The organism is Primorskyibacter sedentarius (assembly GCF_004342065.1).
Lineage (GTDB): Bacteria > Pseudomonadota > Alphaproteobacteria > Rhodobacterales > Rhodobacteraceae > Primorskyibacter > Primorskyibacter sedentarius.
The window spans coordinates 43,812-64,097 of record NZ_SLZU01000007.1; the positions used below are offsets into that span (position 1 = coordinate 43,812).

Consider the following 20,286-nt stretch of genomic DNA (forward strand, 5'->3'; position numbering starts at 1 on the left):
CTCTCCTCCAATTCACGTTCCCCAGCGTTGTGTCCAATGGGCGGTTGCTTGACAAGGGGCCATCCCTGCCGAACACAAGGAATCGCAGTCAAACGGAGGCAGACATGGCAACGGGTTTCAGATGGATGGTACGGCTCACGGCCACCGTGATCGTTCTGTGCTGCGTTGTTGTGGCCGTTGTCTACTACCTCGCCTCGCGGTCGCTGCCCGATTACAACAAATCCCTGCGTGTCGATGGCATCTCTGGCGAGGTGGAGATTGTCCGCGATCATTCGAATGTGCCGCATATCTTCGGGACTGCCGATCCGGATGTGTTCTTCGGCCTTGGATATGCGCATGCGCAGGACCGGCTGTGGCAGATGATGACAATGCGCCGCACGGTTCAGGGACGGCTGTCAGAGATGTTCGGCCCCCGCACCGTCAACATAGACAAGCTCTTGCGGCGGCTGGATCTTTACCCCCTTGCCGTCCGCTCGGTAGAGGCTCAGGACGCACATGTCGTGGCGGCGCTCACATCTTATGCGGCCGGCGTCAATGCCCGCATCGCAGAGATCAATCAGGACAGTCTGGGCCGCGGCGCGCCGGAGTTCTTTCTTTTCGACAACCCGATCCCTCCCTGGCGGCCTGCGGATTCCGTGGCGATCCTGAAGCTGATGTCCCTGCAGCTCTCCGGCCACCTGTCGGCAGAGGTCTTGCGCGCGCGCGCATCCTTGCTGCTGCCCGACGAAAACCGCCTGTCGGACATTCTGCCTGACGTGCCCGGAACCGGGGTGGCCGCCCTGCCCGATTACGCGTCGCTTGTGCCGGATGTCCCGCGCTATGCCAAAGCTGCCCCGCGTAGCAAAGATCCGCTGAACCCGGCCCGCCGCCATGCCTTTGCGGGCGCGTCGAACGGATGGGCCGCCGCGCCGAACCGCTCCGCATCGGGCGGCACCCTGCTTGCCAATGATCCGCATCTGCAATTCACCGCGCCTTCCACCTGGTATCTGGCGCGGCTGGAAATGGCGGCGGGCGGCGTTATCGGCGCCACCATTCCGGGCATCCCCGCGATCCTGACAGGGCGCAGCGACCGGCTGGGATGGGGCGTGACATCCTCTTACTTGGACGATCAGGACCTCAGGATCGAAGAGCTCAACCCCGAAAATCCTGAAGAGTATCGCACGCCGGACGGGTTCAAACGCTTTGAGACGCGCAAATCCATCATCCATATCAAGGATGAGCAGCCGATCACCATGACCCTGCGCTGGACCGATAATGGCCCGGTTCTTCCGGGCACGCATTACGACCTTGCCACCATCACGCCGCCCGGCCACGTCACATCGCTGTCCTGGACCGCGCTCAGCCCGCGCGACACGTCGATGACGGCGGCGATCAACCTGATGAATGCCGGATCGGTCGCAGAAGCGATCGAAGCGTCAGAGGATTTCATCGCCCCCTCCCAGAACCTGACCCTTGCCGACAAGGACACGGTCGCATTGATCATGGTCGGCGCCATGCCCCGACGCGACGCGGCGCATCAAAGCAAAGGCCGCCTTCCCACGCTTGGATGGCGGGCCGAGAACCGCTGGAACGGGCGCATGCCCTTCTCGGCCAACCCTCGCTTTGTCTCTCCTGCGGGCGGGATCGTCGGCAACACCAATAACAAGCTGATCGAACGCCCCTTCCCCAACCATGTCAGCTATGAATGGGGCGACAGCCAGCGCATCCAGCGATGGGAACGGCTGATGCAGGGGCGCGAAGTGCACACGCGCGACAGCTTTATCGAGGCGCAGCTGGATACGGTCAGCACCACGGCCCGGACCCTTCTGCCGCTGATCGGCGCCGACCTTTGGTACACGACCGAAGCGGCCCCCGAAGGCACGCCCGAACGCCGCAAGCAGCGCGCGTTGGAACTGTTGGCGGGCTGGAATGGCGAGATGAACGAGCATCTGCCAGAGCCGCTGATCTATGCCGCATGGGTGCGCGCGCTGCAGGAACGCCTGATCCGCGACGATCTGGGCCCCCTGGCGGATGAGTTCGACCATGTAGAGCCGCTTTTCATCGAACGGGTCTTCCGCGACGTGGATGGCGCCGCTGCCTGGTGTGACATCATCCGCAGCGCCGCCGTCGAGACTTGCGCCGATCTGTCCCGCCTTGCGCTGGATGACGCGCTGGTCTGGCTTGCCGAGAATTTCGGGACCGCGCTGGAATCCCTGCGCTGGGGAGATGCGCATGAGGCAACACATGACCACCCCGTTCTGGGCGAGGTCGCGGTGCTCAACTATTTCGTCAACATCCGCCAATCGACGAGCGGTGGCGACAACACCCTGATGCGCGGCCTGACAAGTGGGACAGACCCGGATCCGTTTCACAACGTGCATGGCGCGGGGTTTCGCGGTGTCTATGATTTTGCCGATCCCGACAGCTCTGTCTTCGTGATCTCGACCGGGCAATCGGGGCATTTCCTGTCACGCCATTACGACGACCTTGGGCAGCTTTGGCGGCGTGGCGAATACATCCCGATGTCGCTCGACACGGATCTGGCACGGGCGGCCGCCGTCGGCATCACGGTTCTGCGCCCTGAATAGGGCCGCCCCGCGCGTCTGTCCCGCCTGAATGATCTGCAAGAAGGGCACTCAAATGCAACCGGCATGCCTGCCCGATCCCGAAATCGCCGCCCGATTTGATGTGCTTGACGCCACGCTGGTGGAACGGACCGGCATTGCAACGCTGTGGAAGGTCCGCACGCACGATCACGATGCCGCCGCGCTGAAGATCTACCACGCCTCCGACATGGGCAACGAACGGCCCGGTTTTGCGGTCATGTCGGCCCTGCCCTCTGCCCCGCTGGTGCAGGTCTACGGCACCCACCCAAAAGCGGCGCTGATGGAATGGCTGGACGGCCCGTCGCTGGGCGACATGACCAGAGCGGGTCAGGATACCGTGGCGGCTTTGGAACTTGTTTCAGTGGCAAATGGTCTGCACGCGCGGACAAAGGGGCTGACATCGTTGGACCTGCCCGAACTGGAAAGCTGGTTCACCGCCCTTTTCGATCTGCAATGCGCCTCCGGCCTGAGTGATGAAAACAGGGCGAATATAGCGAACAGCCAGAGCTTGGCGCGGCATCTGGTCGGCACCCAAAATGACATCCGGCCATTGCACGGCGATCTGCATCACGACAATATCAAACTCGGGGTCCGAGGGTTCACTGCATTTGACGCCAAGGGCGTTCTGGGCGAACGCAGCTTCGAGTTGGCCAATGCATTCCGCAATCCGAAGGGCGCTGCCCGAACCGTGCGAAACCCCGCGCGCCTGCGCCATCTGGCAGCGCTGTGGAGCATTCAATTCGGCGTCGCAGAGCACAGATTGTTGCAATGGGCCGCCGTGAAATGCGCCCTGTCCATTGCATGGCGCAGCGGGCCTGTTCTGGCAGAGGACGAAGAGCTGGCGCTGTTGGAGATGTTTCTGGCTGTCGCACAAGACCTGCCGCACGACAGCGTCTGACTAAAGCTGCGCGTATTCGCCGGCCTGTTTCGGGCTCCAATGCACGGTGATCTCGAACCCGTCTTCCGTCTGGCGCTCTTGCGTGACGACGCCGCGCTCGTGCAACCAGGCGCGCTGCTTGCCGCCATCAAATCCCAGCGTCAGCACCTCTGTCACCTTGTTGGCGCTCAGCGTTGTACGGATTGCCTCCAGCAGATTGCCAAGCCCCTCGCCGGTCAGCGCAGAGACGGTCAACACGGTGTCGTCCCGCTCGGCGCGGGCGCGCACGGCATCCGCCTCTTCGTCGTCCAGCAGATCCAGCTTGTTCCAGATCTCGATCATCGGGGTTTCGTCGCCGACCCCAAGGCTTTCCAGGATCTCGCGCACATCTGCCGCCTGCTCTTCGGTTTCGTCATGGCTGATGTCACGCACATGGCAGATCAGATCGGCGGCAAGCACCTCTTCCAGCGTGGCGCGGAACGCCGCCACCAGTTCCGTGGGCAGGTCAGAGATGAAGCCCACCGTATCCGACACGATCACCTCAAGCCCGTTTTCAAGCCGAACAGCCCGCATGGTCGGATCCAGCGTCGCAAAAAGCATGTCCTTGGCCATGACCTCGGCCCCGGTCAGCCGGTTGAACAGCGTGGATTTCCCCGCATTGGTATAGCCCACCAAGGCCACAATCGGATAGGGCACCTTCGCCCGCGCGGCACGATGCAGCGCCCGTGTTTTCACGACTTTTTCAAGCTGGCGGCGCAGGCGCACCAGTTGGTCATCAATGGCGCGGCGATCGGCCTCGATCTGGGTTTCGCCGGGACCGCCGACAAACCCAAGCCCGCCCCGCTGGCGTTCAAGGTGGGTCCAGGCCCGCACCAGACGCGTCCGCTGATAGGAAAGCGCGGCCATCTCGACCTGCAAGACACCTTCGCGCGTCGCGGCACGATCGCTGAAAATCTCAAGAATAAGCCCGGTCCGGTCAAGTATCTTGACGTCCCACGCCTTTTCCAGATTGCGCTGCTGAACCGGGCTAAGCGGGCCGTCAACCAGCACCAGCTCTACCTCGGCCGCCTCGAAAACCCGTTTCAGCTCGTCAATCTTGCCCGTGCCGAACAGCCCGGCGGGCTGCGGCTTGGCTAGGCGCACCACATCGGCGCCCACAACCTCCAGATCGGGCAAGGCCGCAGCAAGCGCCACAGCTTCGTCCAGCGCGGGTTTTGCCTCGCGCCGGTCCCGGTCGGACTGGATGTCAGGATGCAGAACCCAGGCGCGGGTCACATGCGTCTTGTGCTCTTTCAACTGTTGTCTTCGCCGTCATACAGGTTGATCGGCTGCGAAGGCATGATCGTCGAGATGGCATGTTTGTAGACCAGCTGTGATTGACCATCGCGGCGCAAAAGCACGCAAAAATTGTCAAACCAGGTGATCACGCCCTGCAATTTCACGCCGTTGATCAGGAACACCGTCACCGGAACCTTGGTCTTGCGAACGTGGTTCAGGAACGCGTCTTGTAGGTTTTGCCTATCGGAAGCCATTGAATTGCCTTTGTTCTTGTCACGTCGCGCGGATCGGCACGCCCTCGAAGGTCGATTATGTATCGCCCTTTTGGGACTTACCAGCAGAAATCCATACCCTTTTGCAGTCGCGGCATAGCGGTGTCAATCGCGCCACAAATCCGGCGTGATCATGGCGATGATCGCCAGCGTCTCGAACCGGCCCAGAATCATGGCGCCGCACAGGATGATCTTGGCCTCGGGGCCAAGGCGAACAAGGTCCACCGGGGCCTCTGCGGCAGAGGTGATCAGCGGGCCCGTCGTGGAAAGAGCAGCGATTGCCAGCACCATCGCATTCTCGAAAGAGACATGCACCGCTGTCAGCGCCATGGTGACGAGGGTGAATGACAGCGCGAACAGCATGAAAAAGATCCATGCGATGAACGCCCCCGACCGGCGCACGCGCCGCGTAAAGGCGCTGGCCCGGCCGACAGAGCTGGGATGGACCAGCTTTTCGATCTCGCGCATCCCGTTGAGATACAGCACGAAGACCCGCAACAGCTTTACCCCGCCGGCGGTCGTGGCGACCCCGCCGCCGATCAGCGACAGACCCAGCAGGATCACGCCGGGGGTCTGCAGCCCGGACCAGTTCTGCGCCTCGTTCCATTCGGCGCTTTCGAAACCCGTCGTCGTCAGGAAGGACAGGACCGTGAATGTCGCCCCCCAATAGGCGCGCAGTGCGGCCGAGAGGTTTTCTTCCTGATCAATGTCAAACGCCGCAATCCAGTGACGCAGAAACAGCAGCAGCGGCACGCCGATCACAACGATCAGACCCAGCCGGAATTCCGGATCGTGGCGCAGGCCGGGCTGGGCGCGATTGATCGTATCGCTGGAAAAGGTCAGCCGGGACAATGCGAAGGACAGGAATACGAAGAGGATCATCTCTCCGGCGATCCCGCTGGAGGCGTTCTCCAACCCGCCAATCGACGAAATCCCGCTGGTCGCCATCACCGACATTGCGTGGATCAGCGCCACCAACGGGCGGTCGCCTGCCACCATCAGCGACAGCCACAGCACCAGCGTCAGCCCGGCATAGATCGGCACAAGGTAGTGGGCGCTGCGCGAAAGGCGCTTTGACGGGTCAGCCATGTCCTGACGGGCGGCCCCCGCGGCAGAGATCTGTCCGGGCTCCCCGCCTGCGGTCACTTCGAACCCGCCAAGCGTCAGCGGCGCAAGAATGGCGGCCGCCGCGATCCACATCAAAAGCCCCCCCAGCCAGCCGACCTCCGCCCGCCAGAGGTGTTGCGTCCGGGTCAGGCGTTCCGGCTCGAACAGGGACGCGCCGGTCGTGGTCAAAGAGGAGACCATCTCGAAATAGGCGTTGAGGAAGGTCGTCGTGCGAACCGCCTCGAAAAACGGTACGGCCAGCAATGCCGGGATCAGGACGAACCCGGCCAGAAGCGCCGCAAGCTGGCGCAGGGCGCTTTTGTTGGTGGGACGGCCCGACATGGCGGTTGCCACCAGCCCCGAAACGATCAGCCCGACCAGCCCGGTGTAAAAGAAACTGCGCGCTTCGTGAAAGCTTTGCTGCACCAGCGCATAACCCGCAGGCACCATCATCGCGGCGCTGGCAAGCACCGTGAGCAGCAAAAAGAAGGGCAAAAGCTTCAGACGGGCAAAAAGCATGGCGTCAGAAGAAGTCGATGGAGACCTGCAACAGCCGCTCCACCTCTGGCACATCCTTGGTCATGGCGAAGAGGACGATCAGATCGCCCTCGTCAATGCGCAGACCGCCCAACGGTTTGACCACCTTGTCCTGTTTCAACACCGCCCCGACCAGCACGCCTTCGGGGAAGTCGATATCCCGGATCTGCTGCCCGGCGATGGGCGAGGTCGACAGAACCTCTGCCTCGATCACCTCTGCCTCGGCGTCCCCGATCGAATAGACGCCGCGCACACGGCCATGACGAATGTGGCGCAGGATCGAACTGACCGTGGTGGCGCGCGGGTTGATATAGGCATCAATGCCAAGCGGCCCCATCAGCGGAACCAGCGTCGGGTCGTTGATCAGGGCGATGGCCATCGGGCAGCCCGCCGCCTTGGCGCGGACCGCGGCCAGCATGTTGGTCTTGTCGTCATCCGTCACGCAAAGCACGGCATCGGCGCGGTCGATATTGGCCTCTGACAGCAGCGCGGCATCCAGCCCGTCCCCATGCAGCACGATGGTCTTTTCCAACGTGTCGGCCGCGCGCTCTGCGACAGACCGGTTCCGTTCGATCACCTTGGCGCGCACGCGTTCGGCGCGGGCCTCAAGCTCTTTCGCGACGGTCAGACCAACATTGCCGCCACCGATCAGCACCACACGCTCTTGCTTTTTGACCGACTTGCCGAAGATTTCCATCGTGCGGCGGATGTCATCGGCATGGGCCACGATATAGCAATCATCCCCGACAAAAAGCTGATCGCCCGGATCCGGCGCCCAAAGCGTGCCGTCGCGCCGGATGCCCACCACGATAGAGCGCAGCGTGGAGAAAAGATCCGTCAGCTGGCGCAGCGGTGTGTTCACGACCGGGCAGCCGTCTTCGATGGTCAGGCCCAAAAGCTGCACCTTGCCGTCCAGAAAGGTCTCTGTGTCGAAAGCCGCAGGGGCCGCCAGACGTTGCAGCGCGGCATCCGCCACCTCGCGTTCGGGGCTGATCACCACGTCGATCGGCATGTGATCGCGGCGGTAGAGGTCGGAATAGATAGCGGTCAGATAGCTTTGGGATCGCAACCGCGCGACCTTGCGGGGGATGGCAAAGATCGAATGCGCGACCTGACAGGTCACCATGTTGACCTCGTCCGAATGGGTGGCGGCGATGATCATGTCGGCATCCCGCGCCCCGGCCCGATCAAGAATGTCGGGATAGGACGCAAAGCCTGCAATCCCCTGCACGTCCAGCGTGTCCGTCGCGCGCCGCACCAGATCGGCATTGTTGTCCACGACCGTCACGTCGTTGCGTTCGCCCGACAAATGCCGCGCGATCTGCCAGCCAACCTGACCTGCTCCGCAAATGATGACCTTCATTCAAAGCCCTTCCGGCGAATGTCGCTCCCCGGATTTGCATGACAGAAGCCCCAGCGAGGGTCAATCCACCGGTGCGCGCCCGATGGCCCTCGCTCAGGTTCGCCCCTGCGTTGGCAGGCTGCGGTCAGTCAACCTCTGCGTCGGTTTCGTCCTCTACGCGGGCGACGCGCGCACCGGACTTGTTCGTCGTCACGACGCCAAGGGATTTCAACTTGCGATGCAGGGCCGACCGTTCCATCCCGACAAAGCTGGCAGTCCGGCTGATATTGCCGCCGAACCGGTTGATCTGGGTCAGAAGGTATTCACGCTCGAACGCTTCGCGGGCCTCGCGCAGCGGCAAGGTGGCCAGCGTTCCCGACAGCACCACCCGGTTTTCGTCGCCATCGGCGGGGTCTGTATCCTGCGGCAGCTCGCGGGCCGCGATTTCCCCGGACCCCTCGCCCAGAATGAGGATGCGTTCGACCAGATTCTTCAGCTGCCGCACATTTCCCGGCCAGATCATCGTCTGCATCAGCGCCACGGCTTCCTCGCTGAGCGCCCGCAGTGGCAGACCTTGCGTCTTGTGGCACTGTTCGATGAAATGCGCGGCCAGAAGCGGGATATCTTCGCGCCGGTCCTCAAGGCTGGGCACGGCGATCGGCACGACGTTCAACCGGTGATAAAGCTCCTGCCGGAAGGTGCCTGCCGCGATTTCGGCCTCAAGGTTGCGCCCGGTGGACGAGATCACCCTCAGGTCCACGCGCACCTTGTCTGCCCCGCCCACGCGGGTGAATTGCTGGTCGACCATGACCCGCAGGATCTTGGACTGGGTGCCAAGCGGCATGTCGGCGACCTCGTCGAAATAGATCACCCCGCCATGGGCCTGTTCCAGCAACCCCGGTTCCACCCCACGGTCAGATCCTTCGCGGCCAAAGAGAACCTCTTCGACACTTTCGGGCGAAACACCAGCGCAATTGACGGTAACAAACGGGCCAGAGGCGCGGTTGGAATGAGCATGGATATACCGCGCGGCCACTTCCTTGCCCGATCCCGGCGGACCCGACAGCATGACCCGGCCGTTGGATTTCGTGACCTTGTCAAGCTGGCCGATCAGGCCCCTGAAGGCTGCACTTTCGCCAATCATCTCGGTCGGATGAATGTCCTTGCGCTTGAGCTTCAGGTTCTCGCGGCGCAGACGGCTTGTTTCCATCGCCCGGCGGATCACCACCAGCAACTGATCGATATTAAAGGGTTTTTCGATGAAGTCATACGCGCCCTGCTTGATCGCGGCGACCGCGATCTCGATATTGCCATGGCCCGAAATGATGACCACCGGCACATCGGGATTGTCACGCTTCACGGTCTTGAGGATATCGATCCCGTCCATCTTGCTGTCCTTCAGCCAGATATCCAGGATCAGCAGCGCGGGCGCTTCGGCATTGATCTCCGCCATCGCCTCGTTGGAGTTCCCCGCCAGCCGCGTGGTATAGCCTTCGTCCTCAAGAATATCCCCGATCAATTCGCGGATATCGCGCTCGTCATCGACAATCAGAATGTCACTCATACTGCCCTCGTTCCTGTTTCGGGCGGCTCTTCCGTCACGGCCGCCCCTGCTGCTTCACCCAGCGGCAGGCGAACCACCGCCATTGCACCGCGATGTGACGCGCCCTCGAACACGGGCGCATCTTCAAGGCTCAGGCTGCCGCCATGCTCCTCGATGATCTTCTTGACGATCGGCAAGCCCAGCCCGGTGCCCTTGTCACGGGTGGTGACATAAGGCTCGAACAGGCGGGCGCGATCTTCGGGAAGGCCGATGCCGTTATCCATGATCCGGATCTCTGCCTTGTCACCATCCCGTTTCAGAGAAATGCGAACCTCTGGCGAAACCTCGCCACCTTCCGCGCTTTCATTCATGGACTCAATCGCTTCTCCGGCGTTCTTGATCAGGTTCGTCAGGGCCTGACCGATCATTGTCGCGTCCAGCTCTGCGGGCATGACGCTGTCATCTATATCGGTGACGAAACGCACATCCGGCTGGCCTGTCTCCTGCAAAAGAACCGCCCCGCGAAGCAACTCCCGCAGATCTTCGGGGCGGCGTTCGGGTTCCGGCATGCGCGCGAATTTCGAGAATTCATCGACAATGCGGCGCAGGTCATTCGTCTGGCGTACGATCACGCCTGTCAGCTGATCAAGGCTCTCGCCCGATTCTTCGTCCAACTGGCGGCGGAACTTACGCTTGATGCGTTCAGCAGACAGCTGAATCGGCGTCAGCGGGTTCTTGATCTCATGCGCGATCCGCCGGGCAACATCGCCCCAGGCCGCCATCCGCTGCGCGCTGACCAGCGTGGTCACGTCGTCAAAAGCGACAACATAGCCTTCAAGACTGCCATTGGCACGGCGCCGCGTCGACATGCGCACCAGCAAATGCTCCAGATGCCCTTCGCGGCTGACCTTGACCTCTTCCTGCACCGTCTCGCTGCCACCGTGGCGCAGTTTTTCAAAGATCGGTCCGAATTCCGGCACTGACACCGCGATCGGCATCGATTGCTGGTCGGCGCTCCAGGCCAGCAGACGCTCGGCAGAGCGGTTGACGAAAGTCACGCGCCCCTCTTCGTCCAGCCCCACCACGCCAGAGGTGACAGAGGTCAGCACGGAATCGAACAGCCGCTGTCGGCGTTCGATTTGGCGGGTGTTGTCCAGCAGCGTGTTGCGCTGCCCCTTCAACTGCCGGGTCATCTGGTTGAAATAGCGCCCCAGCATGGCAATCTCGTCATCGCCATCCTCTTCGACAACCTGCACGTCCAGATCACCAGAACCCACCTGTTGCGCGGCCCCCGCCAGCCGCCCGACCGGGCGCGACAGGCGTTCGGCAAACCACATGCCAAGCCAGACCGCAGCCAGGATCAGCAGGATCGCGAAACCGAAATACAGCAACGCGAAATCGAACAGCCGTCGCCCGCGTTCCGTTTCCTGCTGCTGATAGAATTTCGCCGTCTCGCGGGTTTCGTCCAGCAGGTTGAGGATACCGCCATCCACCTCGCGGCTGACATAAAGATACCTGTCCACGAAGGCGCGCAGCGGCACCAGCGCGCGGAATTCGTTATTGTCCCAGTCGGGGATCAGGGCGATGCCATCGCGTTGGGCCTGCTCGATCAGGGCGGGTGTCGGGCGTTCGTAATCGAACAGGTAGGACCGCTCGCCCCGCGCACGGATTTCGCCAGCGCTGTCTATAACATAGGCCTCGCGCAGCCCGCGCTGGATCTGGCTTTGCCCCTGGCCCAGAACCTGCCGGACCTCGCCATCATTCATGGCGAATGTGGCGCGGCGATTGGCGTCAAGATAAGCTGCCAGCGCCGTCGCATCGACGCTCAGCCCTTCGCGGTGTTCGGCCTCGTAGGATTCAGCGGCTTCCAGAGAAGCCCCCACCACGGCGCGCACCCGGTCTGAAAACCATGTCTCAAGCCCGACATTGATTGTCAGCACGGCAAAAATGGCAACAGTGACCGTCGGCAGCAGAGCCATCAGCGCGAAGACACCCGTCAGCCGCAGGTGCAATCGCGACCCCGCAGATTTCGCGCGCCGGGCCGAGACCATTCGGGCCACGCGTTGTAAAACGAGTGCCGCCAGCAAAAGGACGTAAACAAAATCGGCCAGCAGGATCAGCCGCAAGGGCAGCGACGCGGCACCCTGATCCAACGGGCCGAGAATGGCAAACGTCGCCGCCGCCAGAACCGGCCCAAGCAAGACCAGCCCCAACGTCATCGCGTTTTGGAAGCGGCGTTGCCGCCGCAGCCGGTTGAACCGGGTCCAGGTAGAGGCACGTGCCCTTGAGGCCACAGTCTGCCCTCTTCTTGATGTGCTGCCAAAGGCAGCGAACCGCCATATCTAGTGGTCCTTTCCAGTACCGAAGCACCGGGGCCACTGTTATGTTGCTCTTTTACATCAACTTGCGGCGGCGTGTCACGCTAATATCGAGATCGGTGATCTTCTTGCGCAAAGTATTGCGATTGATGCCAAGAAGATCGGCGCATTTCGCCTGATTTCCGCCAGTAGCATCCAGTGCAATCTCGATCAGCGGTGCCTCCACTTCGCGCAGGATACGCGTATAGAGCCCCGGCGGCGGCAGCATGTTTCCATGCAGGTCAAAGTAGCGGCGCAGGTGGCGGGCAACACTGGCCGAAAGCTTTTCGGTATCGTTGCCGCCCCGCAGGACCGGCCCCATTTCGGGCTGGCTGCCCAGAACGGCTTCGACTTCGGACCGGGCGATCTCTTCGCTGCGGCTGGTCAGGCCAAGCCTGCGCACCGCATTTTCCAGCTGACGGACATTGCCGGGCCAGCTATAGGCGCGGAAAAGCTCTGCCGCGTCCTCTGAAAGCCAGCGCTTGGGCGCGCCATCGCGTTCTTCGCGGTTCAGGAAATGCTCTGTCAAAAGGGCGATATCGTCCACGCGTTCACGCAATGCCGGCACGTTCAGCGTGGCCCCGCAAAGCCGGTAGTAAAGATCGCGCCGCACGCGGCCCTCTTCCATCGCGGCGGCCAGATCGCTCTGGCTGGTGGCCATGAAGCGCGGCACGTGATCGCCCGGCACATCCATCATCCGCACGATCCGGGCCTGAACCTCGTCATCGACATCGGCAATCTCGTCAATCAGCAACGTGCCGCCCTTGACCCGCGCCAGAACGCGCATCGGGCCTTCCAGCTCTTGCAGATCGGCCCCCGTCACGGTGACGAAAGGCAGGGTGCGCCGGTCCGAAAAGTCGTGAATTGCCTTTGCAATCAAGCTCTTGCCGGTTCCGCTTTCACCACAGATCAACACGGACAGGTCGGTGTTCATCACCCGCGCGACAAGGCGGTACAGCGATTGCATCACCGGCGTCTTGCCAACCAGAGGCAGATCATCGGGCGCATCTGTCGGATCATCCGACCGCGGGGCCTGCGGAACATGGCGGCGGCTCTCCAGCGCGCGCGCCGTGCGTTTCATCAGGTCAGGCAGGTCAAAAGGCTTGGGCAGGTAATCATAGGCTTCGGCCTCGGCCGCCTGAATGGCCGTCATGATGGTGTTCTGCGCCGAGATCACGATCACCGGCAGGCCCGGCCGGTCCTGTGCAATCCTTGGCAGCATCTCCAGCCCGTTTCCGTCGGGCATCATCACGTCCGAAATCACCACATCGCCCTTGCCCTCAGCCACCCAGCGCATCAGCGTGGTCAAAGAGCTGGTCGCGTGGACCTTGCACCCGGCGCGCGTCAGCGCCTGCGTCAGAACCGTGCGGATCGTGCGGTCGTCATCGGCGACCAGTACCGTGCCATCCATCAGTTTTTCTCCTTGGGTTCCTGGGCGGCTCGCGGCAGCGAGATCCGGAAAACGGTGCGCCCGGGCACCGAATTCACCGAAATCCACCCGTCATGATCAGAGACGATCTTGTTGACCAGGGCCAGGCCCAGCCCGGTGCCGTTTTCACGGCCCGATACGAAGGGGTCAAAGATGTCGCCCTTGATACTCTCCGGCAGGCCGGGACCATCATCTATGATCTCGATCTGAAGCGGCAGCGCCTGCCCGGACCCATCCGCCCTGCGCAGCCTGAAACTGTGTTCGTAAAAGCTGTGCAAACGGATGGTGCCGCCTTTGGAGCCAGCCGCCTGCGCCGCGTTCTTGATAAGGTTCAGCACCACCTGCAACAGCTGATCCGGGTCGCCAAAGGCCATCGGCAGCGAAGGGTCGTAATCTTCGACGATCTTCATATGCGCACCGAACCCCAGCAGGGCCGAGCGTCGGGCACGGTCCAGAACGTCGTGAATATTGACCGCGCGCCGCTCTGGCGGCGACAGGTTGCCGAACTGCTCCACCTGCTCCAGCAGCTTCACGATCCGGCGCGATTCCTCGACAATAAGATCCGTGAGTTCAAGGTCTTCCTTTGCGAGGTTCATGCTCAGAAGCTGTGCCGCCCCAGTGATGCCCGCAAGCGGGTTCTTGATCTCATGGGCCAGCATCTCTGCCATTCCGATCGCAGATTTCGCAGCCGATTTGACCGAATGGCTCTGCGTCATGCGCCCCGCAAGTTCGCGCGGTGAAATCAGCATGACCATCCAGCCCGGCTGGCCCGCGACAGGTGCAATGGACATGTTGCATTGCAAAGGTGCGCGCGATCCGGTGCCGACATCGACATCATTGACGAATAGCGGCGTGCCATCTTTGCGGGCGCGTTCGATATTCTTTTCCAAGGGCGCGTCGATCATCAGCCGGTCCCAGATCGGCTGTCCCATCAACCACTTGGCCGAGTTGTTCATGAACCCTTCGGCAGCCGGGTTGAGATCTGCGATATTCTCGTCCTTGTCGATCAGAATGGCTGGCACGGGCAGCGAAGACCAGATTGCGGTGTCCATTTCAGGCGTCATGCTGCGGCCTCCTGCCCGTGCAGAAGCGCGTCTTCCAGCAATTCCAACACAGCGGCCGGGGATTTGCAGGTCAGGACGCGGCGCCGCAGCGGTGCCGCGGTCCGCGCGACATCCATGTACCAGCCCAGATGCTTGCGGGCGACCCGCAGGCCAAGATCTTCGCCGTAAAAGGACAGCATCGCCTCGTAATGCGCGCTGACCATCGCCACAAGATCCCGGCCTTGCGGCACTTGCGGTGAGCGGTGCCCGTGCAGCGCCGCTGCCACCTCAGCCAGAAGCCACGGCCTGCCTTGCGCACCCCGCCCGATCATCACGCCATCGGCGCCCGATTGCGCCCGCGCCTGACGGGCCGAGTTGATATCCACGATATCGCCATTCGCGATCACCGGTATATTGACCGCCTGTTTGACCTGCGCAATCGCCGCCCAATCGGCGCGGCCCTTGTAGAACTGACAGCGGGTGCGGCCGTGGATCGTGATCATCCGCACGCCTGCCCCTTCGGCCCGGCGCGCAATACCCGGCGCGTTAAGGCAATCGTCATCCCATCCCAGCCGCGTCTTCAGCGTAACCGGCAGGTCCACCGCGCCCACGACCGCCTCGATCAGACGCAGGGCGTGGTCCGGATCACGCATCAGCGCAGAGCCGGAATAGCCGCCCACGACCTTCTTTGCCGGACAGCCCATATTGATGTCGATCACGCGGGCGCCGTTATCTGCGACCATACGCGCGGCCTCTGCCATCCAGTGAGGATCGCGCCCGGCCAGCTGGACAGAGGTCCGCGCCTTGCCGAATCCCAGCTCTGCCTTTTCCCGAACACCGGGTTTTGCCTGTACCATTTCCTGACTCGCCACCATTTCGCTGACCACCAGCCCGGCACCGAAGCTCGACACCAGTTCGCGGAACGGCAGATCCGTGATTCCCGCCATCGGCGCGAGCAAAATCGGAGGATCGACAGACAGATCTGCCAGTTCGATGGTCACATGCTTAATCCTTGTGCATTCAACCCTGAGGTATCCCAGCCCACCCGGCACTTCAATCTTCCAAGGCGGATTTGTAGTCTCACGGGGCGCCATTGCCTATTTTTTGTGCATGCCTTCGGGGGAAGATTGCACCCCAACGGTTCACCCCCTAGACAGGCGCGCAATTCGGGCGGTCACCACGCCCGCCGAAACAGGGGGGATGCGATGCAAATAGCAGCGATTATCGTCGCCGCGGGACGCGGAACCCGGGCCCGTGGGCCCCTGCCCAAACAGTGGCAGATGATCGCCGGGCGCAGCGTTGCCGCCTGGACCTTGCGGGCCTTTCAGTCTGCCAATGAGATCAGCACGATTGTGCTTGTGGTTCATCCTGATGATCTGGACCGCGTGAAAGCCTTGCCCGAAGCACGCGGCGTTACGCTGGTGACGGGCGGGGCGGACAGGGCTGCCTCGGTCCGCGCAGGGATCGAGGCTCTGGCATCCGACGCCCCGGACCGGGTGCTTATCCATGATGTCGCGCGGCCCTGCATATCCCGGCGCCTGATTGCAGATGTCTGCGCAGCGCTCGAGACGTCCCCCGGTGCTGCACCTGCCCTCGCGGTAAGCGATGCGCTCTGGACCGGGGCGGATGGGGCCGTTACCGGCGCGCGGTCCCGCGACGGGCTTTACCGGGCGCAGACGCCGCAGGGATTTCACTATGATGCGATCCGTGCCGCCCACGCGGAACATGCTGGCGGCGCGGCAGATGACGTCGAAGTTGCCCTTGCGGCAGGTTTGCAGGTTGCCATCGTCCCCGGCTCGGAGGACAATCTAAAGATTACAACCCCCGGCGATTTCGCCCGGGCCGAAAAATTGTTGGCAGGACAAATGGATATCAGACTAGGTAACGGTTTCGACGTGCACCGTTTCAAAGACGGCGACCACGTCACCCTCTGCGGTGTCGACATACCCCATGATCGGGCGCTTCAGGGCCATTCCGACGCCGATGTGGGCATGCATGCGGTGACTGACGCGATCTACGGCGCGCTGGCCGAAGGCGATATCGGGCGGCATTTCCCGCCATCCGATCCGCAGTGGAGAGGTGCTGACAGCGCCATCTTTCTGCGCCACGCGGCCCGGCTTGCCCGCGACAAAGGCTATGCCATCTCCAATATCGATTGCACGCTGATCTGCGAACGGCCCAAGGTCGGGCCCCATGCTGAGAAGATGCAGACCGTGATGGCCGACCTGCTGGAGATTGACCCCTCCCGCGTTTCCATCAAAGCCACCACCAGCGAACGGCTGGGTTTTACCGGGCGCGAAGAAGGCATCGCCGCGCTCGCAACTGCAACTCTGGTATCCCCATGAACCACACGATCGCAACATTCTTTGGCGTGGGTCACCTGCGCCCTGCCCCCGGCACCTGGGGGTCGCTTGCCGCCCTGCCCGTTGCCTGGGCCATCATCCAGATCGTCGGGTTCTGGGGCCTGCTGATCGCCACGGTCGCGGTTTTCGTGCTGGGCTGGCGCGCGACAGAGGCAGAAACACGCGGCGCGGCAGATCACGACCCGTCCGAAATCGTGATTGACGAGGTCGCAGGCCAGTGGATCGCGCTGATGCCGGTGGCTTACGGCGCGGCGATGATGGGGGTCGACACCCTGCGGCTTTGGCCCGGCTGGATCGCGGCCTTCGTTCTGTTCCGGCTGTTCGACATCTGGAAACCCGGCCCTGTCGGCTGGGCAGACCGGCGCAACGACGCTGTGGGCGTCATGCTGGATGACGTGATCGCGGGCATCCTTGCTGCGGTCGTCACCATCCTGCTGGCGGTTCTGGCGCATGGGTTCCTGATGTGACCTTCGCCCAGCAGATCCTTGAGGGCGCTGTCGCCAAGGGGCTAACTGTCACTGCCGCAGAAAGCTGCACCGGCGGCATGGTCAGCGCCGCGATCACAGATATCGCCGGTTCCTCTGCGATTTTCGAACGCGGTTTCGTCACCTATTCCAACCGTGCCAAGCAGGACATGCTGGGCGTGCGCGCCGAAACGCTTGCTGCCGTGGGGGCCGTGTCCGAAGAGGTGGTCCGCGAGATGGCCGAGGGCGCGCGCGCTGCCGCAGAGGCCGATATTGCCGTAGCCATTTCAGGCATCGCCGGACCGGGCGGGTCGGAATTCAAACCCGAAGGGCGCGTGTGTTTCGCGCTCGCCACCGCGCGCCTTACGCGGGTGGAAACGGTTGAATATGGCGCCCCCGGCCGGGCGGAGGTCCGCCAACGCGCGCGCGACCACGCGCTTTCCCTGATCCTCGAAGCCATCCGCGCTGCGTGACCTTCAACAGTTTCCATAGCGCCTAATAATTAACCCGACCACACAAGATTGCGCCCTGTTTATGTGCAGTTTCGGGACTGCACAGTTTTTCCACACCCGTCCGCCCGCTTGCCTCTTTTTATTGCGACCCGCATCCGCTTTGTCGCTCGGAACGCAGATTCTCGGAGGAAGGACAAGCAATGAACGGAGCGGATACCGCCTGGATAATTGTAGCGACAGCCCTTGTGCTGTTCATGACATTGCCAGGGTTGGCACTGTTTTACGGTGGGCTGGTGCGGGCGCGAAACGTGCTGAGCGTCTTCATGCACTGCTACGCCATCGCCTGCCTGATGAGCGTGCTCTGGCTGGCCTTCGGCTATTCCATCGCATTCGGCGACGGCGGCGCGCTTTGGGGCGGGCTGGACAAGGCCTTCCTGTCCGGCGTCACGGCAGAGTCGCTGGCGGGTACCCTGCCGGAAGTCCTGTTCTTCGCCTTCCAGATGACCTTTGCCATCATCACACCGGCGCTGATCGTCGGCGCCTATGTCGAACGGGTCGGATTCGGCTTCGTCCTTCTGTTCTCGGCGCTTTGGATGCTGCTGTGCTACGCACCGGTCGTCCATTGGATCTGGGGCGGTGGGATGCTGGCGGATGGCGGCATCTTTGGTGAAACAGGTGCCCGGGATTTCGCAGGTGGCATCGTGGTGCATGAAACCGCAGGGCTTGCCGCGCTGATCATCGCCATCTTCCTCGGCCCACGCCGCAACCGCACCACGCCGCCGCATAACCCCGGCTATGTGATGATCGGGGCCGCGATGCTCTGGGTCGGCTGGTTCGGCTTCAATGGCGGGTCGCAGCTGGCGGCCGATGGTGGCGCGGCGATGGCGCTGACCGTCACGCATATCTCTGCCGCGACGGCTTCGCTGTCCTGGGCGCTGTGGGAACGTATCAAGTTTGGCAAATCGTCGCTCGTGGGCATCGTGACGGGCACGATCGCGGGGCTTGCGTCGATCACGCCGGCAAGCGGTTTTGTCGGCCCTATCGAGGCGCTGGTGATCGGCGCTGTCGCCGGTGTCCTGTGCCAGGAAGCGGTGAACCTGATCCGCAATGTCTTCAAGATCGACGATACGCTGGATGTTTTCGCCGTGCACGGCGTTGGCGGCATCTTTGGCACGATCATGATTGCGGCCTTTGGTGCGGGCACCTGGGCGGCCCAGCTTGGCAGCCTTGTGATTGTCGGCGTTTTCACCACCGTCGTGACAATCGTGCTGGTCCTTGTGGTGCGGCTGATCACGCCCCTGCGCGTCGATGCCGAGACAGAAACCAACGGGCTGGACCTGATCGTGCATGGCGAACGCGCCTACGATCACGCATCCTGAACGCACGCGTATACTTTACGATGCGGGGGTCCTTCACAGGGCCCCCGTTTTGCGTTTGCGCCCCGATGATGGGTGTTTGGTCCAGTCAAGCCGCCCGAAGGCCCGTCGCATGCTGGGGAAGCGATGATAAGGCCGGTCTAAAGAGCCGAGGGCCCGAGCGATCCTCCCGCCCGAAGCCCTTGTCAGACAGAGGAGCCGTAAAGATCTGCTGCTCGCCGTTCAAACGCGCGCACGATCCGATGCATCGCCTCGTTGAAAACAACACCGATGATGCCCTGCAGAATCGCGTTCTTGAACTCGAAATCGACAAAGAAATGCACGTCGCACCCGCCGTCGGTATCTTCAAAGGCCCAGTTCGACTTCATGTAGCGGAAAGGCCCGTCAAGATATTCGGTATCGATCCGCATCTCGCTTGGATGTAACACCACCCTGCTGCCGAACCTTTCGCGGAAAACCTTGAAGCTGATCACCAGGTCGGCCAGCATTTCCTCGGCGCCGCCGCCGATGTCATTGCGCGACCGGATGCGCGCCGCGGCGCACCAGGGCAGGAATTCAGGATAGGACGCCACATCGGCCACCAGATCATACATCTGCTGGGCGCTATAGGGCAGTCGGCGGGTTTCGCTATGGGTCGGCATGTCGCTCCGGTTGGGTCGTGACAGTGGCCGTCGATGTCGTATTGTGGCGCGGGAAAATCAAGGGGATATCATGTCAGAGCGTCCATATGTCATCGACGAGATGATCTCGGCCAAGGCAATCGCGGCGCGAATCGAAGAGCTCGCAGCCGAGATCCGCCGCGAATTTGCAGATACAGACAAGCTTGTCGTCGTCGGTCTGCTGCGCGGGTCTTTCGTGTTCATTGCGGATCTCGTGCGAGAGCTGCAACTGCCGATCGAAGTCGATTTCCTCGAAGCGTCCTCTTACGGCGACACGATGGAATCGAGCCGCGAGGTGCGCATCCTCAAGGACCTGCGCGGCGCGATCGAAGGCCGCGATGTTCTGGTGGTCGAGGATATCGTGGATACCGGGCATACTCTGAACCACGTCACCGGGCTTTTGCGGTCGCGCAACCCCGCGCGCCTGCGCACCATCGCCCTTCTGGACAAACCTTCCCGGCGCGAGGTCGACTTCCGCTCTGACTGGATCGGGTTCGAAATCCCCGACAAGTTCGTCGTGGGCTACGGCATCGATTTCGCGCAGCGCAACCGCAACCTGCCCTATATCGGGACGGTGCGGTTTACCGACGAAGAGGGCTGAG

At 62.4% G+C, this 20,286-nt stretch carries 17 protein-coding genes; 7 read left to right on the forward strand and 10 right to left on the reverse strand.

Annotated features, from left to right (window positions below):
• Positions 1-104: 104 nt before the first annotated feature.
• Both EDD52_RS11350 and EDD52_RS11355 read left to right on the forward strand, forming a co-directional pair.
• On the forward strand, positions 105-2,567 hold the full coding sequence (locus EDD52_RS11350; RefSeq protein ID WP_132245011.1) for a penicillin acylase family protein: 2,463 nt from the start codon (positions 105-107) through the stop codon (positions 2,565-2,567).
• A gap of 52 nt (positions 2,568-2,619) precedes the next feature.
• Entirely contained in the window at positions 2,620-3,483 is an 864-nt protein-coding gene (locus EDD52_RS11355; protein WP_165907519.1) for an aminoglycoside phosphotransferase family protein, read from the forward strand.
• On the opposite strand, the gene hflX is transcribed toward EDD52_RS11355, so the two are convergent.
• The 9 genes from hflX to dusB all read right to left on the reverse strand — a co-directional run bounded on the left by hflX (position 3,484) and on the right by dusB (position 15,317).
• The gene (gene hflX, locus EDD52_RS11360) at positions 3,484-4,758 is read right to left on the reverse strand and encodes a GTPase HflX (protein ID WP_243651907.1); all 1,275 of its coding nucleotides are present in this window, start codon (positions 4,756-4,758) and stop codon (positions 3,484-3,486) included.
• Positions 4,755-4,994 carry an RNA chaperone Hfq gene (gene hfq / locus EDD52_RS11365; RefSeq protein WP_058246736.1) on the reverse strand — a complete coding sequence of 80 codons (240 nt, stop codon included), beginning with the start codon at positions 4,992-4,994 and terminating at the stop codon, positions 4,755-4,757. The genes hflX and hfq overlap by 4 nt, the downstream gene beginning before the upstream one ends.
• 123 nt (positions 4,995-5,117) lie before the next feature.
• Positions 5,118-6,638 (reverse strand): TrkH family potassium uptake protein, encoded by a 1,521-nt coding sequence (locus tag EDD52_RS11370; protein ID WP_243651908.1) that lies wholly within the window; start codon positions 6,636-6,638, stop codon positions 5,118-5,120.
• Between the two features lie 4 nt (positions 6,639-6,642).
• A complete protein-coding gene (gene trkA, locus EDD52_RS11375) occupies positions 6,643-8,019 on the reverse strand; it encodes a Trk system potassium transporter TrkA (protein ID WP_132245017.1) in 1,377 nt (458 codons plus the stop codon).
• 124 nt (positions 8,020-8,143) lie between these two features.
• On the reverse strand, positions 8,144-9,562 hold the full coding sequence (gene ntrX, locus EDD52_RS11380) for a nitrogen assimilation response regulator NtrX (protein WP_132245019.1): 1,419 nt from the start codon (positions 9,560-9,562) through the stop codon (positions 8,144-8,146).
• A complete protein-coding gene (locus EDD52_RS11385) occupies positions 9,559-11,760 on the reverse strand; it encodes a sensor histidine kinase NtrY-like (protein ID WP_132245250.1) in 2,202 nt (733 codons plus the stop codon). The genes ntrX and EDD52_RS11385 overlap by 4 nt, the downstream gene beginning before the upstream one ends.
• Positions 11,761-11,935: 175 nt before the next feature.
• Positions 11,936-13,309, reverse strand: a complete 1,374-nt coding sequence (locus tag EDD52_RS11390) for a response regulator (RefSeq protein WP_132245021.1) — start codon at positions 13,307-13,309, stop codon at positions 11,936-11,938.
• Positions 13,309-14,391: a two-component system sensor histidine kinase NtrB gene (locus EDD52_RS11395; RefSeq protein WP_132245023.1), complete on the reverse strand. Its 1,083-nt coding sequence runs from the start codon at positions 14,389-14,391 to the stop codon at positions 13,309-13,311. Before EDD52_RS11395 ends, EDD52_RS11390 begins: the two co-directional genes overlap by 1 nt.
• A complete protein-coding gene (gene dusB, locus EDD52_RS11400; protein ID WP_243651913.1) occupies positions 14,388-15,317 on the reverse strand; it encodes a tRNA dihydrouridine synthase DusB in 930 nt (309 codons plus the stop codon). Before dusB ends, EDD52_RS11395 begins: the two co-directional genes overlap by 4 nt.
• 258 nt (positions 15,318-15,575) lie before the next feature.
• Here dusB and EDD52_RS11405 point away from each other — a divergent pair, with 258 nt between their 5' ends.
• From EDD52_RS11405 to EDD52_RS11420, 4 genes are all read left to right on the forward strand, one after another.
• Positions 15,576-16,715: a bifunctional 2-C-methyl-D-erythritol 4-phosphate cytidylyltransferase/2-C-methyl-D-erythritol 2,4-cyclodiphosphate synthase gene (locus EDD52_RS11405; protein WP_132245027.1), complete on the forward strand. Its 1,140-nt coding sequence runs from the start codon at positions 15,576-15,578 to the stop codon at positions 16,713-16,715.
• Positions 16,712-17,200 (forward strand): phosphatidylglycerophosphatase A family protein, encoded by a 489-nt coding sequence (locus tag EDD52_RS11410; RefSeq protein WP_132245029.1) that lies wholly within the window; start codon positions 16,712-16,714, stop codon positions 17,198-17,200. Before EDD52_RS11405 ends, EDD52_RS11410 begins: the two co-directional genes overlap by 4 nt.
• Entirely contained in the window at positions 17,197-17,670 is a 474-nt protein-coding gene (locus EDD52_RS11415) for a CinA family protein (protein WP_132245031.1), read from the forward strand. The genes EDD52_RS11410 and EDD52_RS11415 overlap by 4 nt, the downstream gene beginning before the upstream one ends.
• 179 nt (positions 17,671-17,849) lie before the next feature.
• Positions 17,850-19,028, forward strand: coding sequence for an ammonium transporter (locus tag EDD52_RS11420; RefSeq protein ID WP_132245033.1), 1,179 nt, complete (start codon positions 17,850-17,852; stop codon positions 19,026-19,028).
• A gap of 182 nt (positions 19,029-19,210) precedes the next feature.
• On the opposite strand, the gene EDD52_RS11425 is transcribed toward EDD52_RS11420, so the two are convergent.
• Positions 19,211-19,666 carry a type II toxin-antitoxin system RatA family toxin gene (locus tag EDD52_RS11425; RefSeq protein ID WP_132245035.1) on the reverse strand — a complete coding sequence of 152 codons (456 nt, stop codon included), beginning with the start codon at positions 19,664-19,666 and terminating at the stop codon, positions 19,211-19,213.
• Positions 19,667-19,736: 70 nt separating this feature from the next.
• Here EDD52_RS11425 and hpt point away from each other — a divergent pair, with 70 nt between their 5' ends.
• Positions 19,737-20,285 (forward strand): hypoxanthine phosphoribosyltransferase, encoded by a 549-nt coding sequence (gene hpt, locus EDD52_RS11430; protein ID WP_132245037.1) that lies wholly within the window; start codon positions 19,737-19,739, stop codon positions 20,283-20,285.
• Position 20,286: the final 1 nt, after the last annotated feature.

Bases quoted from the DNA above. Each gene is read 5' to 3' on its own strand.
- EDD52_RS11385 (WP_132245250.1), bottom strand. From the start codon at position 11,760: ATGACGTTGGGGCTGGTCTTGCTTGGGCCGGTTCTGGCGGCGGCGACG.
- hpt (WP_132245037.1), top strand. From the start codon at position 19,737: ATGTCAGAGCGTCCATATGTCATCGACGAGATGATCTCGGCCAAGGCA.
- dusB (WP_243651913.1), bottom strand. From the start codon at position 15,317: ATGGCGGGAATCACGGATCTGCCGTTCCGCGAACTGGTGTCGAGCTTC.
- trkA (WP_132245017.1), bottom strand. From the start codon at position 8,019: ATGAAGGTCATCATTTGCGGAGCAGGTCAGGTTGGCTGGCAGATCGCG.
- EDD52_RS11425 (WP_132245035.1), bottom strand. From the start codon at position 19,666: ATGCCGACCCATAGCGAAACCCGCCGACTGCCCTATAGCGCCCAGCAG.
- EDD52_RS11370 (WP_243651908.1), bottom strand. From the start codon at position 6,638: ATGCTTTTTGCCCGTCTGAAGCTTTTGCCCTTCTTTTTGCTGCTCACG.
- hfq (WP_058246736.1), bottom strand. From the start codon at position 4,994: ATGGCTTCCGATAGGCAAAACCTACAAGACGCGTTCCTGAACCACGTT.
- ntrX (WP_132245019.1), bottom strand. From the start codon at position 9,562: ATGAGTGACATTCTGATTGTCGATGACGAGCGCGATATCCGCGAATTG.
- EDD52_RS11395 (WP_132245023.1), bottom strand. From the start codon at position 14,391: ATGACGCCTGAAATGGACACCGCAATCTGGTCTTCGCTGCCCGTGCCA.
- EDD52_RS11350 (WP_132245011.1), top strand. From the start codon at position 105: ATGGCAACGGGTTTCAGATGGATGGTACGGCTCACGGCCACCGTGATC.
- EDD52_RS11390 (WP_132245021.1), bottom strand. From the start codon at position 13,309: ATGGATGGCACGGTACTGGTCGCCGATGACGACCGCACGATCCGCACG.
- EDD52_RS11405 (WP_132245027.1), top strand. From the start codon at position 15,576: ATGCAAATAGCAGCGATTATCGTCGCCGCGGGACGCGGAACCCGGGCC.
- EDD52_RS11355 (WP_165907519.1), top strand. From the start codon at position 2,620: ATGCAACCGGCATGCCTGCCCGATCCCGAAATCGCCGCCCGATTTGAT.
- EDD52_RS11410 (WP_132245029.1), top strand. From the start codon at position 16,712: ATGAACCACACGATCGCAACATTCTTTGGCGTGGGTCACCTGCGCCCT.
- EDD52_RS11420 (WP_132245033.1), top strand. From the start codon at position 17,850: ATGAACGGAGCGGATACCGCCTGGATAATTGTAGCGACAGCCCTTGTG.